The 14,255-nt window shown below is 71.5% G+C and carries 17 protein-coding genes and 2 pseudogenes; 18 read left to right on the top strand and 1 reads right to left on the bottom strand.

Annotated features, from left to right (window positions below; all coding sequences use genetic code 11):
* Positions 1 to 100 precede the first annotated feature (100 nt).
* The 7 genes from ACHMW8_RS01355 to ACHMW8_RS01325 all read left to right on the top strand — a co-directional run bounded on the left by ACHMW8_RS01355 (position 101) and on the right by ACHMW8_RS01325 (position 3,533).
* Entirely contained in the window at positions 101 to 1,324 is a 1,224-nt protein-coding gene (locus ACHMW8_RS01355; protein ID WP_125155722.1) for a phage major capsid protein, read from the top strand.
* Positions 1,325 to 1,469: 145 nt separating this feature from the next.
* Complete coding sequence (locus ACHMW8_RS01350) at positions 1,470 to 1,751, top strand: head-tail connector protein (RefSeq protein WP_395444530.1); 282 nt, start codon at positions 1,470 to 1,472, stop codon at positions 1,749 to 1,751.
* Positions 1,748 to 2,140: a DUF3168 domain-containing protein gene (locus ACHMW8_RS01345; protein ID WP_395444529.1), complete on the top strand. Its 393-nt coding sequence runs from the start codon at positions 1,748 to 1,750 to the stop codon at positions 2,138 to 2,140. Before ACHMW8_RS01350 ends, ACHMW8_RS01345 begins: the two co-directional genes overlap by 4 nt.
* A gap of 15 nt (positions 2,141 to 2,155) precedes the next feature.
* Positions 2,156 to 2,572: a phage major tail protein, TP901-1 family gene (locus ACHMW8_RS01340; RefSeq protein ID WP_395444528.1), complete on the top strand. Its 417-nt coding sequence runs from the start codon at positions 2,156 to 2,158 to the stop codon at positions 2,570 to 2,572.
* Positions 2,573 to 2,857, top strand: coding sequence for a GTA-gp10 family protein (locus tag ACHMW8_RS01335; protein WP_395444527.1), 285 nt, complete (start codon positions 2,573 to 2,575; stop codon positions 2,855 to 2,857).
* Entirely contained in the window at positions 2,854 to 3,030 is a 177-nt protein-coding gene (locus ACHMW8_RS01330) for a phage tail assembly chaperone (protein ID WP_395444526.1), read from the top strand. Before ACHMW8_RS01335 ends, ACHMW8_RS01330 begins: the two co-directional genes overlap by 4 nt.
* On the top strand, positions 3,027 to 3,533 hold the full coding sequence (locus ACHMW8_RS01325) for a phage tail tape measure protein (protein ID WP_395444525.1): 507 nt from the start codon (positions 3,027 to 3,029) through the stop codon (positions 3,531 to 3,533). The genes ACHMW8_RS01330 and ACHMW8_RS01325 overlap by 4 nt, the downstream gene beginning before the upstream one ends.
* 34 nt (positions 3,534 to 3,567) lie before the next feature.
* Here the strand turns inward: ACHMW8_RS01325 and ACHMW8_RS01320 are convergent, their stop codons facing one another.
* Positions 3,568 to 4,032, bottom strand: a complete 465-nt coding sequence (locus tag ACHMW8_RS01320) for a DUF805 domain-containing protein (protein ID WP_395444524.1) — start codon at positions 4,030 to 4,032, stop codon at positions 3,568 to 3,570.
* 152 nt (positions 4,033 to 4,184) lie between these two features.
* Between ACHMW8_RS01320 and ACHMW8_RS01315 the strand changes: the two genes are divergently transcribed.
* The 11 genes and pseudogenes from ACHMW8_RS01315 (at position 4,185) to ACHMW8_RS01265 (ending at position 14,111) form a co-directional block, all read left to right on the top strand.
* A complete protein-coding gene (locus tag ACHMW8_RS01315) occupies positions 4,185 to 4,796 on the top strand; it encodes a TIGR02217 family protein (RefSeq protein ID WP_395444523.1) in 612 nt (203 codons plus the stop codon).
* Entirely contained in the window at positions 4,796 to 5,422 is a 627-nt protein-coding gene (locus ACHMW8_RS01310) for a DUF2163 domain-containing protein (protein ID WP_395444522.1), read from the top strand. The genes ACHMW8_RS01315 and ACHMW8_RS01310 overlap by 1 nt, the downstream gene beginning before the upstream one ends.
* Positions 5,423 to 5,485: 63 nt before the next feature.
* Positions 5,486 to 5,958 (top strand): annotated as a pseudogene (locus tag ACHMW8_RS01305) (NlpC/P60 family protein).
* Positions 5,959 to 5,968: 10 nt separating this feature from the next.
* A complete protein-coding gene (locus tag ACHMW8_RS01300; protein ID WP_395444521.1) occupies positions 5,969 to 8,293 on the top strand; it encodes a glycoside hydrolase TIM-barrel-like domain-containing protein in 2,325 nt (774 codons plus the stop codon).
* Positions 8,290 to 9,654 (top strand): phage tail protein, encoded by a 1,365-nt coding sequence (locus ACHMW8_RS01295; RefSeq protein ID WP_395445861.1) that lies wholly within the window; start codon positions 8,290 to 8,292, stop codon positions 9,652 to 9,654. The genes ACHMW8_RS01300 and ACHMW8_RS01295 overlap by 4 nt, the downstream gene beginning before the upstream one ends.
* Before the next feature lie 103 nt (positions 9,655 to 9,757).
* On the top strand, positions 9,758 to 10,693 hold the full coding sequence (locus ACHMW8_RS01290) for a DnaJ C-terminal domain-containing protein (RefSeq protein WP_395444520.1): 936 nt from the start codon (positions 9,758 to 9,760) through the stop codon (positions 10,691 to 10,693).
* A gap of 77 nt (positions 10,694 to 10,770) precedes the next feature.
* Positions 10,771 to 11,043 (top strand): hypothetical protein, encoded by a 273-nt coding sequence (locus ACHMW8_RS01285; protein WP_395444519.1) that lies wholly within the window; start codon positions 10,771 to 10,773, stop codon positions 11,041 to 11,043.
* 283 nt (positions 11,044 to 11,326) lie between these two features.
* Positions 11,327 to 11,572 (top strand): hypothetical protein, encoded by a 246-nt coding sequence (locus ACHMW8_RS01280; RefSeq protein ID WP_395444518.1) that lies wholly within the window; start codon positions 11,327 to 11,329, stop codon positions 11,570 to 11,572.
* A 130-nt stretch (positions 11,573 to 11,702) separates the two neighbouring features.
* Positions 11,703 to 12,030: pseudogene (locus ACHMW8_RS01275) on the top strand (PepSY domain-containing protein).
* Between the two features lie 20 nt (positions 12,031 to 12,050).
* Positions 12,051 to 12,728 (top strand): response regulator transcription factor, encoded by a 678-nt coding sequence (locus ACHMW8_RS01270; RefSeq protein ID WP_125155735.1) that lies wholly within the window; start codon positions 12,051 to 12,053, stop codon positions 12,726 to 12,728.
* A gap of 3 nt (positions 12,729 to 12,731) precedes the next feature.
* Positions 12,732 to 14,111, top strand: coding sequence for an ATP-binding protein (locus ACHMW8_RS01265; RefSeq protein ID WP_395444517.1), 1,380 nt, complete (start codon positions 12,732 to 12,734; stop codon positions 14,109 to 14,111).
* Positions 14,112 to 14,255: the final 144 nt, after the last annotated feature.

Genomic DNA, 14,255 nt, shown 5'->3' with positions numbered 1-14,255 from the left:
AGGGGGCCGCTCGGCCTAGGCGGGCGACGTCCCCTCAGTCGGCTTCGCCGACAGCTCCCCCAGAGGGGGAGCAGATTCTTTATCAACCCCGGAGATCCCCATGAAGGAAACCAAACACGCGGCCTCGCCCGAGGCCCGCGCGGCGCTGGCTGACGTCTTGTCGGCGTTCGAGAGCTTCAAGGCCGCCAACGACCAGCGGCTGGCGGCCATCGAGACCAAGCGGGCCGATGTCCTGCTGGAGGAGAAGGTCGGCCGCATCGACGACGCCGTCGCCCGCGCCCAGGACCGTCTCGACCGGCTGATGGCGGACCTGCGTAGGCCGACGCTGGCGGGCGAAACCCCGGTCGCCACGGTCGACGAACGCAAGGCCGCCTTCGACCGCTACGTGAAGACCGGCGAAACGCCCGCCGCGCTGCTCGAAGCCAAGGGGCTGTCGGAAGGAACCGCCACGGCTGGCGGCTATGTCGCTCCGCCGGAGCTGGAGCGGCTGATCCTGCGTCGCCTGGCCGCGACCTCGCCAATGCGCGAGATCTGCCAAGTCCGCACCATCGGCGCCGGTACGTTCCGCAAGCCGGTCTCGCCCACGGGCCTGGCCGCCGCCTGGGTGGCGGAGACCGCCGCGCGGCCCGAGACGACCGCGCCCACGCTGGACGTCATCGACTTCCCGGCGGGCGAGCTCTACGCCAGCCCGGCCGCCACCCAGGCCCTGCTGGACGACGCCTATGTCAGCATCGACGAGTGGCTGGCCGAGGAGGTGCAGGACGCCTTCGCCGCCCAGGAGACCACGGCCTTCGTGACCGGCGACGGGGTCAACAAGCCCAAGGGCCTCTTGGCCTACACCGCCGCGCCGGAAGCTTCGTACGCCTGGGGTCAGGTCGGCTATCTGGCCACCGGCGTCGCCGGCGCCTGGCCGGCCAGCAACCCGACCGACAAGCTGATCGACCTGATCTACGCGGCCAAGACCCAGTACCGCCAGAACGGCCGCTTCGTGATGAACCGCCGCACGGTCAGCGCCGTGCGCAAGTTCAAGGACGCCCAGGGCAACTACATCTGGAACGCGGCCCTGCAGCCGGGTCAGTCGGCGAGCCTGCTGGGTTTCCCGGTCACCGAGATCGAGGCCATGCCCGACGTCGGCGCCAACGCCATGGCCCTGGCGTTCGGCGACTTCGAAAAGGGCTATCTGATCGTCGACCGCGCCGGCGTGCGGGTGCTGCGCGACCCGTACTCGGCCAAGCCGCACGTGCTGTTCTACACCACCAAGCGCGTCGGCGGCGGCGTGCAGAACTTCGACGCCGTGAAGCTGCTGAAGTTCGCGGCGAGCTAGTCGTCAGACCCGGTCACTTGCCCCCGCCTGACCGCTTCGCGGTCGTCCGCCCCCAGAGGGGGCGGAAGGTGATTCCTCTTCCCCCTCCGGGGGAGGAGCGCGCCAGCGCGGAGGGGGCAAGTGACCCCATTCCCGAAAGCCCCACATGCCCCAATCCCTCACCCTGGCCGAGGCCCGGGCGTTCCTGCGCGCGCCCGATGCGTCGGAGGACGCGCTCCTCACCCTGCTGATCGACGCCGCCGAGGCCCATGTCGCGGCCGCCGCCGGCGTCACGCTGACCCCGGCCAGCCCGGCGCCGTTGCGGCTATCGGTGCTGACCCTGGTCGCCCACGCCTACGAGCATCGCGCGTCCCCGGGCGACGCCGGCCAGCCGTCGCTGGCCCTCGCCCAGCCGTGGCTGACCCCTTACCGAAAGGCCCGGCTGTGAGCGACAAGCCCCTGATCGACGCCGTCGTCGCCAGCCTGAAGGCGGCGCCCGCCGTCACCGCGATCGTCGCCCAGCGGATCCACGCCAGCCCGCCGCGCATGCCGACCTATCCCTGCGTCGTCGTCACCCGCGCCGAGGGGCGTCCGGCGGGCGAGAACGACGCGATCGAGCATCTGCTGACCCTGACCTGCGCCAGCCGTTTCGGCGGGCCGGAGGAGGCGAGGGCCCTGGTCGCCGCCGTCCGCGCGGCCCTGCACGACGCCCGCCCGGCGCTGAGCGGCCGGCGGCTGGTCAATCTGCGCGTCCCCTATGCCGACGTCTTCGCCGGCGCCGACCGCGAAACCACCCTCGGGATCGTCCGCGTGCGGGCGGTGACCGAACTTCTTTAAGACAAGGAGACGATCATGGCCGCCCAAGCCGGCAAGGACATCCTGCTGAAGATCAGCGACGGGGCGGCTACGCCGGCCTTCGTCACCATCGCGGGCCTGCGCGCCCGCACCATCAGTCTCAACGCCAAGACCATCGACGCGACGGACAGCGACAGCGCTGGCCGCTGGCGCGAGCTGCTGGCCGGGGCCGGCGTGCGCTCGGTGGCCGTCTCGGGCTCGGGCGTGTTCCGCGACGCCGCCTCCGACGCCCAGGTGCGGACCAGCTTCTTCGACCAGTCGGCGCGGGTGTGGCGCCTGGTGGTGCCGGATTTCGGCCAGCTGGAGGGGCCGTTCATCGTCGCGGCGCTGGAATATGCCGGCGAGCATGACGGCGAGGCGGCGTTCGCGCTCAGCCTGGCCTCGGCCGGCGCCGTGACGTTCACGGCGATCTAGATGCTGCCGCCCAACACCGCCCGCGGCGAGGTCGTGGTCACCCTGGCCGGCGCGCCGCGACGCCTGTGCCTGACGCTGGGCGCGCTGGCCCGCATCGAGGCGGCGCTGGGGCTGTCGGACTGGTCACAGCTGCCGGACCGCATCGCCACGCTGAGCGCCGCCGACCTGGCCGCCGTGCTGGCGGCGCTGCTGGATGGCGGCGGCGAGTCCGCCGAGATCGCCGCCCGCGCCACGGTCCCGGAAGCCGCCAGCGCCCTGGCCGCCGCCTTGGCCGCGTCCGCGTGAGCTGGGTCGAGCCGTTGCGGGTGGCCGTCCGGCTGGGCGTCGCGCCCGAGGCCTTCTGGCGGCTGTCGCTGGTCGAGTGGCGGGCGCTGACCGAAGCGCCGGCCTCGCCCGTCCTGACCCGTTCGGGCCTCACCGACCTGATCGCCCGCTATCCCGACGAGGAGATCCCATGAGTTTTGAGCAAGATGGCCTGTCCGCCGTCCCCGCGCGCGCCGCCGAGGCCGCCGCGTCGCTGGAGGCCCTGAAGGCGCCGGCCGAACGCGCGGCCCGCTCGATCGACGAGGCCTTCGCACGGGCCGGGACGTCCCTGGCCCGCTCCCTGGCCCGCGCGGCGTCGGACGGACAGGTGTCGCTGGCGGAACTGGCCCGCGCCGTTCTGGGCGCGGCCGGCGCGGCCCTGAAGGGCGGAGGGCTCGGCGAAGCGCTGGCCAAGAGCTTCTCGGGCGCGCGCGCCGACGGCGGGCCGGTGCTGCCCGGCGGGAGTTATCTGGTCGGAGAGCGTGGGCCGGAGGTGTTCCGTCCGGCCTCGGCCGGCAGCATCGAGCCGGCCGGCGGTGGCGGGATCTCGGTGACGGTCAATGTCCAGGGCGGGGAGGCGTCGGGGCTGATCCGTTCCGACGCTCAGATCGCCCAGGCCTTGGCCAGAGCCGTATCGCTCGGCGCCCAGAAACTATGAGCCCTCCCCCTTGATGGGGGAGGGTTCGGGGGGATCAGATCGCCACCGCCGCGGCGTTGGCCGGGGCCGGGCCGTACTGGTTTTCGCGCGGCTGGCCGCTGCTGCAGCCGACCCACAGGGTGAAGGCCAGCCACACCGCGAAGGCGATGAAGCACGAGACGAAGAAGCCGCCCAGGGCCGTCAGGGCCGACAGTTCCGGCTCGCCGTTGGTGATCGCCGCGATGGCCGGCAGGACGCCGATCGACAGGGCCGAGCCCATGATCAGCAGGGGGCCGAACACCCAGGGCAGGACCTGCCACCAGCCGGTCTGCCCCATGTCGTGCAGGCGCTTGGTATGGATGCAGACGCTGGAATAGATCGTGGCTAGCGCGATGATGTGGCCCACCAGCGGCAGCCAGCCCACGGCGACGTTCACGCCCAGCAGGACGAGCCAGCCGATCCAGAACGACTGCCGGCCGATGCGGCCCTCAGGCGACAGGAACAGGGTCTTCCAATCCATTTTGGTCTCCAATCTCGAACCCATACGTAGGGCTCGACGACCCGTCCTTGAAGTGAAAACCGGGTCATGACGCAGACTTAATGGCGTTGGCCGCCCAATAGCTCCGCTTGGCGCCGATTTTCCGCAAACCTTTTCACGAATGAGGGATCGCGATGAGCGAGTTCCACGAGGCGCGCCTGCCCGCGCGCCTGGCGTTCGGCTGCACCGGTGGCGTCGAGCGGCGCACCGAGGTCGTCACCCTGGCGTCCGGGTTCGAACGGCGGACCAGTCCGTGGTCGCGGGGGCGCCGCCGTTACCTGATCGCCACCGCCGCCCGGCCGCTGGACGAGATCGCCGAGCTGACCGCCTTCTTCGAGGCGCGGGGCGGGCGCCTGGCCGGTTTCCGTTTCCGCGACCCCGCCGACTTCAAGTCGTGCGCGCCCTCGGCCCAGCCGGCGGCGGGCGACCAGCCGATCGGCGTCGGCGACGGGACCCGCAAGGCGTTCCAACTGACCAAGGCCTACGGGACGGCGTCGCGGACCATCGCCAAGCCGGTGGCCGGGACCGTCAAGGTCGCCGTGGCGGGCGTGGCCGCGCCCTTCACCGTCGATACGACCACCGGCCTCGTCACCCTGACCACGGCCCCGGCCGTCGGGGCGGCGGTGACGGCGGGCTTCGAGTTCGACACGCCGGTGCGCTTCGATCTCGATCGGCTGGACGTGACCCTGGAGGGTTTCGCCGCCGGCCGGGTCACCGCCTGCGCCCTGGTCGAGGTGCGGGTCTGATGCGCGTCCTGCCCGAGGACCTGGACGAGGCCCGCCTGTGCCGCGCCTGGATCGTGATCCGCGCGGATGGGGCGAGACTTGGCTTCACCGACCACGACCGCGACCTGGTGGTCGACGGCGTGACCTGCCGGGCCGGCGGCGGCTGGAGCCCTGGCGCGCGCGACGCGGCGGTCGGCTATGCGCCGGGGCAGGGCGCCGCGCTGGGCGTGCTGGACGACGCGGGGATCACCGAGGCCGACCTGGCGGCGGGGCTTTATGACGGCGCGCGGGTCGCCGAACTGCGCGTCGACTGGAGCGCGCCCTACCGCGTCGTGCGCCTGTGGACGGCGACGATCACGGCGGTCAGCCGCGAGGGCGAGGCGTTCAAGGCCACCCTGGCCGGCCCGCTGGCCGAGCTGGACCGGGTGGCGGGACGGACCTTCACGCGGCTCTGCGACGCCCGGCTGGGCGACGCGCGCTGCGGGATCGCCGCCCCGGCCGGCGGGACCTGCGACAAGCGCTGGGCGACGTGCGTGGGGACGTTCGCCAACGGCGTGAACTTCCGAGGCTTCCCGACCGCGCCGGGCGAGGACTTCCTGACGCTGTACCCCGTCGAAGGCGAGCGGAACGACGGAGGGCGGCGGTGAGTGGCGCGGCTAGATGCTCCCCCGCGATGCGGGGGAGCTGTCGCGAAGCGACTGAGGGGGCTAATGCGGCCTCGTTCCAGCTGGCCCCCCTCCGGCCCTCTGGGCCACCTCCCCCGCATCGCGGGGGAGGAACTGGTTGCACAGACCCGCCTCTGGCTCGGCACCCCCTACCGCCACCAGGCCTCCACGCGCGGCGCGGGCTGTGACTGCCTGGGCCTGGTCCGCGGCGTCTGGCGCGCCTTGCACGGCGCCGAGCCCGAGCCGCCGCCGCCCTATCGCCCGGACTGGGCCGAGACCGGCGGCCGCGAACTGCTGCTCGAGGCCTTTTCCGCTGGCTTATCCCTCTCGACGCGCCCGAGCCGGGCGACGTCCTGGTCTTCCGCATGGCCCCCGGCGCGGTCGCCAAGCACTGCGCGATCCAGTCCGGTCCCGACCGCATGATCCACGCCTATTGGGGGCGTGCCTGCGTCGAGAGCGTCCTGGGCCGCTGGTGGCGCGAGCGGCTGGCGGCCGTCTTCCGCTTCCCCGCAAACTGAAGGAGGCCGCATGGCCCAGGTGATCCTCTCCAGCGTCGGCGCGGCGATCGGCGGGCCGATCGGGGCCGTGGCCGGCGCGGCGCTGGGCGCGATGGTCGACCAGGCGGCGATCAGCGCTCTGAGTCCCACGCGTCAGGTCGGGCCGCGCATCCCGGAGCTGCGCCTGACCGGCGCGGCCGAGGGCGCGGCGCTGCCTTGCGTGTTCGGCCGCGCCCGCGTCGGCGGTCAGGTGATCTGGGCCGCCCGCTTCCGCGAGAAGCGGGTCGAGGGCCGGGTCGGCGGCTCCAAGGGCCAGAAGACGGCCAGCTACGCCTACAGCCTGTCGTTCGCCGTCGCCGTGGCCGAGGGGCCGATCGATGGCCTGGGCCGCGTCTGGGCCGACGGCAAGGTCATGGACATGACCGGCGTGACGATGCGCCTGCATCGCGGGGCCGAGGATCAGGCGCCCGACCCGCTGATCGCCGCCATCGAGGGCGAGGCCCCGGCCTATCGCGGCGTCGCCTATGTCGTGTTCGAGGACCTGCCGCTGGAGTCCTTCGGCAATCGCCCGCCGCAGCTGTCGTTCGAGGTGTTCCGCCGGCCGCGCGCCCCCGGGACCCTTGGCCTGGAGGAGCGGCTGAAGGGCGTGTGCCTGATCCCCGGGGCGGGCGAGTTCGTCTACGCCACCGAGGCGGTTCTCCGCCGCGAGGGCCTGACCCGCACGGCCTCAGAGAGCGTCCACAACGCCGAGGGGCGGCCGGACCTGGTCGTGGCGCTGGATCAACTTCAGGCCCAGCTGCCGGCCGTCGACCACGTGACCCTGGTGGTGGCCTGGTTCGGGACCGACCTGCGCTGCGGCCAGTGCGAGATCCGCCCCGGCGTCGAGCAGGCGGCCAAGGACACTCTGCCGATCGCCTGGAGCGTGGCGGGCGTCGAGCGCTCGGGCGCGCACCTGATCTCCCTGAAGAACGACGCTCCGGCCTATGGCGGCACGCCGGCCGACGCGGTGGTGCTGCAGGCGATCGCCGAGCTGAAGCGGCGCGGGCTGAAGGTGACGCTCTATCCGTTCATCCTGATGGACACGCCCACCTATCCTTGGCGCGGCCGGATCAGCTGCGCGGCGGGCGCGGACGGGACGGCGGCGGCGACCAGCCAGGTGAACGCCTTCTTCGATGGCGCGTGGGGCTTGCGGCGGATGGTGCTGCACCAGGCTAGCCTGGCGGTTCAGGCCGGCGGGGTCGACGGTTTCATCATCGGCTCGGAGCTGCGGGGCCTGACCACCGTGCGCGGCGCGGGCGGGACCTATCCGGCGGTCGCGAAGCTGAAGAGCCTGGCCGCCGAGGTCCGCGCCGTCGTCGGTCCCACGACCAAGCTCGGCTACGCGGCCGACTGGAGCGAGTATTTCGGCCACCAGCCGGGCGGCGGTCACGCGGTGTTCCACCTCGACCCGCTGTGGGCCGACCCGAACATCGATTTCGTCGGCGTCGACTGGTATCCGCCGGTCACCGACTGGCGCGAGGGCGACGCCCATCTCGACGCGGACGCCGGATTCCTGGGGCCGCGCGATCCGGCGTATCTGCGGGCCGGCCTGACGGGCGGCGAGAGCTTCGACTGGTACTACGCCAGCCCCGCCGATCGCGACGCCCAGGTCCGCGCGCCGATCACCGACGGCGCCCATGGCGAGCCGTGGATCTGGCGGGCCAAGGACCTCAAGTCGTGGTGGAGCAACCCGCATCACGACCGGCCGGGCGGCGCGCGCTCGGCCACGCCCACGGCCTGGATTCCGATGTCCAAGCCGATCCGCCTGACCGAGTTCGGCTGTCCGGCGGTCGACAAGGGCGCCAACGCCCCGAACCTGTTCGTCGATCCCAAGAGCGCCGAGAGCGCCCTACCGCCGTACTCGACCGGCGAGCGCGACGACTTTGGCCAGCGGCGCTATCTGGAGACCGTGCTGGCCTGGCTGGAGGAGCCGGCCGCCAATCCCGTCTCGCCACTTTATGGCGGGCCTATGATCGAGAGCGCCAGCGCCTGGTGCTGGGACGCGCGGCCGTTCCCCGACTTCCCGGCGCGCGCCGACGTCTGGAGCGACGGCGACAACTGGACCCTGGGCCACTGGCTGACCGGCCGGGCGGGCATCGCGCCGCTGCCCGAACTGATCGAGGCCCTGGGCGCGCGGGCCGGCGTGGCGATCGATCCGGGCGAGGCGGGCGGGAGCGTTGGTGGCTATGTCGTCGACCGGCCGATGCGGCTGCGCGACGCGCTGACGCCCCTGACCGAGGCCTTCGCCCTGGATCCGGTCGAGCGCGGCGATCATGTGAAGATGCTGGCCCGCGCGGGCCGCGCCGTCGGGGGCTGACCGAGGACGATCTGGCCCTGCCCGACGACGCGCCCCGCGAGACGCAGACCCGCACTCTGGACCCCGCCGCCGAAGCCCTGCGCCTGCGGTTCCTGGACGCCGCCCGCGACTACCAGGTCGGGGCGCTGGTCGTGCGTCGCGAGGCCGGGCAGGGGACCCGCGACGCCGACGCCCCGATCGTGCTGGCGGCGTCGGAGGCCGAAGCCGTCGCCCACCGGATGCTGGCCGCCGACGCGGCCGCGCGGCGCTCGCGGATCGTGCATCTGTCGCCCTCGGCCGCTCTGCGCCTGGAGGCCGGCGATCGCCTGGCCCAGGACGGAGAGACCTGGCGGGTCCAACGGCTGGATCTCGACGAGCGGCCGCGCGCCACCCTGGTCCCGACCCTGGCCGAGATCGGCGTGGGCGGCGGCGTCGACTGGACGCCCGCCCCGCCGCGCGACCCGCCGTCGCCGCCGCTGGTCCACGTGCTGGACCTGCCGGCCGACGGGGCTCCGACGGAGGATCCGAGGCCGCTGGTCGCCGCGGCGAGCGAGCCGTGGCGGCCCCTGGAAGTCCATGCCGGCGCCGGGGTCGAGACCCTGACGCTCCGCGCCCGCGTCGCCAGCCCGGCCACCCTGGGCGAGACACTGTCGGACCTGCCGCCGGCCTCGCCGCATCGCCTGGACCGCGCGGGCGTCCTGACGGTGCGCCTGGAGGGCCGGAGTCTCGGCCTCCGCCCCGCTGGCCGCCGTGCTGGCCGGCGACAACGCCCTGGCCGTCCGCGCGTCGTCCGGCGACTGGGAGGTCATCGCCTTCCAGGCCGCCGAGCTGGTCGCGCCGGACGTCTGGCGGCTCTCGGGCCTGCTGCGCGGCCAGCGCGACGGGCGCCGAGCGAGGTCGTCATCCCCACGGGCGCTCCGGCCGTGCTGCTGGACGCGGCGGTGGTCCGACTGGACGTCGCCGCCTTCGAGCGCGGGGCGCCGCTGGTCGTCCGCGCCGCGCCGGCGGGCGGCCCGCCCTCGGGGCCGGCGATGACGGAAGTGTCGACGACCTGGGACGGTCGCGCCTTGAGTCCGCTGGCCCCGGCTCACCTGCGCAGGCGGCTGGTCGGCGGCGATCTGCGCCTGGCCTGGATCCGCCGCGCGCGGCTGGGCGGCGACGTCTGGGAGGGCGAGGTCCCCTTGAGCGAGGGCGTCGAGCGCTATCGCGTGCGGGTGCTGGACGGCGGGGCGGTGCTGCGCGAGGCGGAGGTTCCGGAGCCGGCCTTCGTCTACACCGCCGCCATGCGGACCGCCGACGCGCCTTCGCCCTCGGCCCGGATCGAGGTGACCCAGGGCTCGTCGCTTTACGGTTGGGGCGTCCCCGCGACGACAGGTCTGTGATAAATTAGCCACATGGGGCCTTGCGCGGCGCGCTGGACGTTCTAGATGGAGGGCGGTAACCCAACCTCCCGTTTCTTGGGCCTATTTCTGCAGAGGATACTCCTTGGCGCGCGACCCCTATCAGGAACTCGGCGTTTCCCGCACCGCGACCGCGGACGAGATCCGCAAGGCGTTCCGCAAGCTCGCCAAGCAGCATCACCCGGACGCCAATCCGGGGGACAAGAAGGCGGAAGAGAAGTTCAAGCAGGTCAGCGCCGCCTTCGACATCGTCGGCGACGCCGAGAAGCGCAAGAAGTTCGACCTGGGCCAGATCGACGCCGACGGTCGCGAGACCATGCGCGGCTTCGGCGGCCAGCCCGGCAACGGCCCGTTCAACGCCGGCGGCTTCGGTCGCGGCGGCTTCCACCGGGACGAGGGGCCGGAGATCGACCTGTCGGACCTGTTCGGCGGCATGTTCGGCGGCGCCCAGGCCGGCGGACGCGGCCCGTTCGGCGGCGGGGCCAGCGGAGGCTTCTCGTCCAGGGGTGCGGACATCAAGGCCCGTCTCGACATCGACCTGGAAGACGCCATCAAGGGCGGCAAGAAGCGCGTGGCCTTCTCGGACGGCCGCACGATCGACGTCACCATCCCGACCGGCGCCCAGGAAGGCCAGACCCTGCGTCTGAAGGGCCAGGGCAGCCCGGGCCGTGGCGGCCAGGGCGACGCGCTGATCGAGCTCTCGATCAAGCCGCACCCGATCTATCGCCGCGAGGGCGACGCGCTGGTCATGGACCTGCCGATCTCGATCCCCGACGCGGTGCTGGGCGGCAAGGTCGAGGCCCCGACCCCGGACGGCAATGTGATGCTGAACGTGCCCAAGGGCAGCAACAGCGGCCAGACGCTTCGCCTGAAGGGCCGCGGCATGCCCGACGCCAAGGGCAAGCGCGGCGACCTGCTGGCCAAGCTGGTGGTGACCCTGCCGGAGACGGTCGACCCGGACCTGGAAAAGTTCGCCCAGGCCTGGCGCGATCAGAAGCCCTACACGCCGAAGCGGAAGTAGGCGGACGGTCTTCCCCAACCGCTCATTGTCGGTCCTACTGCCAACCTTGAGGGGGACGCGATATGACTGTTGGAGTGATGACCTTTCTGGGCGTTGCGGCGAAGGTCGTCGTCGGACCGCTGTCAGGTGCCTTTGCCGGGGCTTGGGCGGCTCAAGGGATCGCCAAGCGCAATGCGGGCGTCCAGCGTCGATTGGAAGAGCTTAGGGCGACCAATGCGGCGATCAGCACGACGCTTTCGATCCTGAGCACATGCGTTGCGCTGAAGCGACAGCACGTACTGCCGATGAAGACGAACTACGACGCGCAGAAGGAAGAACTCGCGCGAAGTCCTGGCGGCCCGCGGAGATAGGACGTTCAGTTTCACGGCTGATTTCAAGTCCGTCGTTCTGCCAGCGGTCGCCATGCCGGCTCTTGAGAAGTTGCTCTACGACCGGGTGAGTGCCCGGCCTGGCGCAATGGGACTGTTTGCGTATCTCACGCAGGCCGTTTCGAATCTCTCGAGCATGCTTGCTGAGCGAAATGCGTTGGTAGCGGAAGCAAGGGGAGCTTCTCGGAATCCGAGAGAAGTAGCTCCGATATATTTCGGTGTGGCAGATGACGCGGGGCGCGTTGATACAAGGTACCCCGACTGTATGTCGGCCATGTATCTTTATGCGGATGACGCCATTCTGTTCTCCTATCTCCTAATTCATGAGTTAGTTGCTCATGCGAAAACGTTGGCGCTGCCGAAGAGAAAGGGCTTCCCCTCACCAACGCAGGCGGATTTCACTGAGCTTCAAAGTTCTGGTCTCCTGCCCAAGATCGGTAAAGCTGAGATGCAACTGCTTAGGTCACTGCGGGTAGAGCCGGATGCGGCTCTGATCGTATCAGAGGCATAGGCTTGAGCAGGTCGGTGCAAGACCGAAGCCGGTTCGTTCCAGGCGTGTCCGGTCGTGACAGAACGTCGCAGCCCGTTCATAACCCGGACGTTCAGTCTCCATTCAGCCGCGACCCGTTAGACCGGAGAGCATGAAAACGATCCGCGCCATCATCGTCGCCGCCGCGCTGGCCGCAGCCCTACCGGGCGCGGCGTGGGCGCAGCGTCATGACCGAGGTCCCGACTCGCTGGGCGCCGACTGGCGCGCGCGAGTCGGACCAGGCGCGGGGCGGCGTGCAGTCGGGCCAGCTGGTGCCGCTGTCGCGGGTGATCGACATGATCGGCCGCCGCGTGCCCGGCCGCGTGCTGGACGCCGGCCTGGAAGGCTCGAACTATCGCGTGCGCTGGGCCGCCGCCGACGGCCGCCGCATCGACTTCATCGTCGACGCCCGCACCGGCCAGATCCTGAGCGGCGGCTAGATAGGATTTAGGAGTTTTCCATGCGTATCCTGCTCGTCGAGGACGATCCCGACCTGTCGCGTCAGCTGAAACTGACCCTGGGCGACGCCGGCTACGCCGTCGACCACGCCCCGGACGGCGAGGAAGCCCAGTTCCTGGGCGAGACCGAGCCCTATGACGCGGTGATCCTCGACCTGGGCCTGCCCAAGGTGGACGGGGTGTCGGTGCTGGAGCGCTGGCGCCGCGGCAATGTCGCCACGCCGGTGCTGATCCTGACCGCGCGCGGCGCCTGGAGCGACAAGGTCGCCGGCTTCGACGCCGGGGCCGACGACTACCTGGCCAAGCCGTTCCATACCGAGGAGCTGCTGGCCCGCCTGCGGGCCCTGCTGCGCCGCTCGGCCGGCCACGCCGCGCCGTCGCTGTCGTGCGGCGCGCTGCGGCTGGACCCCCGCGCCGCCCGCGCCAGCGTCAACGGCGAGCCGCTGCGCCTGACCTCGCTGGAATACCGCCTGCTGCACTACATGATGATGCACCAGGGCCGGGTGATCGGCCGCACCGAGCTGGTCGAGCACCTGTACGATCAGGACTTCGACCGCGACAGCAACACCATCGAGGTGTTCATCGGCCGTCTGCGCAAGAAGCTGGGCGCCGACCGCATCGAGACCGTCCGCGGCCTGGGCTATCGCCTGGCGCCGCTGCCCGGGGAAGAGGCCGCCTAAACCTTGCTGGACCTGCGCCGCCGTTCGCTGGTCCGCCGCCTGGTCCTGATCGCCGGGATCTGGACCCTGCTGGTCGTGCTGATCGCCGGGGTGTTCCTGACCGCGCAGTTCCGCAGCGCCGCCATCCGGCGCTTCGACCAGTCGCTGGCCGTGCTGACCGACGACCTCTATGCCGGCTCGACCGTCGAGGACGGCCAGCTGCGCGCGCCCGTGCTGACCGACATCCGCGCCACCCGCGCCTATTCCGGCCGCTACTGGGTGATCCTGGACAAGTCGCCAGAGGGGGCGATGCGGCCGGTCGAGCGTTCGCGCTCGCTGTTCGACAGCGACCTGATGCTGTCGTCCAAGCAGATCGACCGGCTGGACGCCGCCCCGGGCCAGACCCAGTACTTCAACATGCGCGGTCCGCAGGACAAGCCGCTGCGCGCCGCCGCCATCCTGGCCCGCCTGCCGGGCTATGCCGACCCGGTGGTGTTCCTGGCCGCGGAGGACCGCACGCCGATCGACGCCGACGCCGACCGCTTCGCCGGGGTCACGGCCATCGCCCTGACGATCCTGGCTGGCGGCCTGGTGCTGGCGACGGTGGTGCAGGTGCGGTTCGGCCTCACGCCGCTGTTCCGCCTCCGCCGCGAGGTGGCCGCCGTGCGCCGCGGCAAGGCCGAACGGGTCGACGGGGTCTATCCGGAGGAGCTGGAGCCGCTGGCTGTCGAGCTGAACGCCCTCCTGGCCCATAACCAGGAGGTCGTCGAGCGCCAGCGCACCCACGTGGGCAACCTGGCCCATGCCCTGAAGACGCCGCTGTCGGTGATGCTGACCGAGGCCTCCCAGCAGCCCGGCCAGCTGGCCGAGGTGGTCGAGCGTCAGGCCCAGACCATGCGCGAGCAGGTCGACCACCATCTGCGCCGCGCCCGGGCCGCCGCCCGCTCGCAGACCTCGGGCGAACGCACGCCGGTGGAGCCGATCCTGGACGAACTGGCCGTGACCCTGGAGCGGATCTTCCAGGACAAGGGCGTCGAGATCGACTGGCGCTGCCCAGAGGACCTCTGCTTCCAGGGCGAGAAGCAGGACTTCATGGAGCTGGCGGGCAATGTGATGGAAAACGCCGGCAAGTGGTGCAAGGGCCGGATCCGCGCCGAGGCCGCGCCGTCGGGCGAGGCGCGGATGCTGCTGACCGTGGACGACGACGGTCCCGGCCTGCCGCCCGAGGAGCGCGCCCAGGCCCTCAAGCGGGGGCAGCGGCTCGACGAGAACGCGCCCGGATCGGGCTTGGGCCTGTCGATCGTCGATGAATTGACCCGCGCCTATGGCGGATCGGTGCTGCTTGGTGAATCGCCCATGGGCGGATTGCGGGTGAGCCTGGACCTTCCCAGGGCCGAAACCTAACTTCCGGTTGCGTTCAATTGTTACGAGGCGGCCTGCCATGCACGCGATACCCGTGGCCTAAACTTCTGGTGGATAAAGGCTTTCAAACCGGGACACGCGGTCGCGCCCGGGGTGAATTTTTCACGATTTCGGAAATCCTTAACC

It is taken from the genome of Caulobacter sp. UC70_42 (assembly GCF_044056025.1).
Classification (GTDB): domain Bacteria; phylum Pseudomonadota; class Alphaproteobacteria; order Caulobacterales; family Caulobacteraceae; genus Caulobacter.
This window is presented reverse-complemented; position numbering and strand designations above follow the sequence as displayed.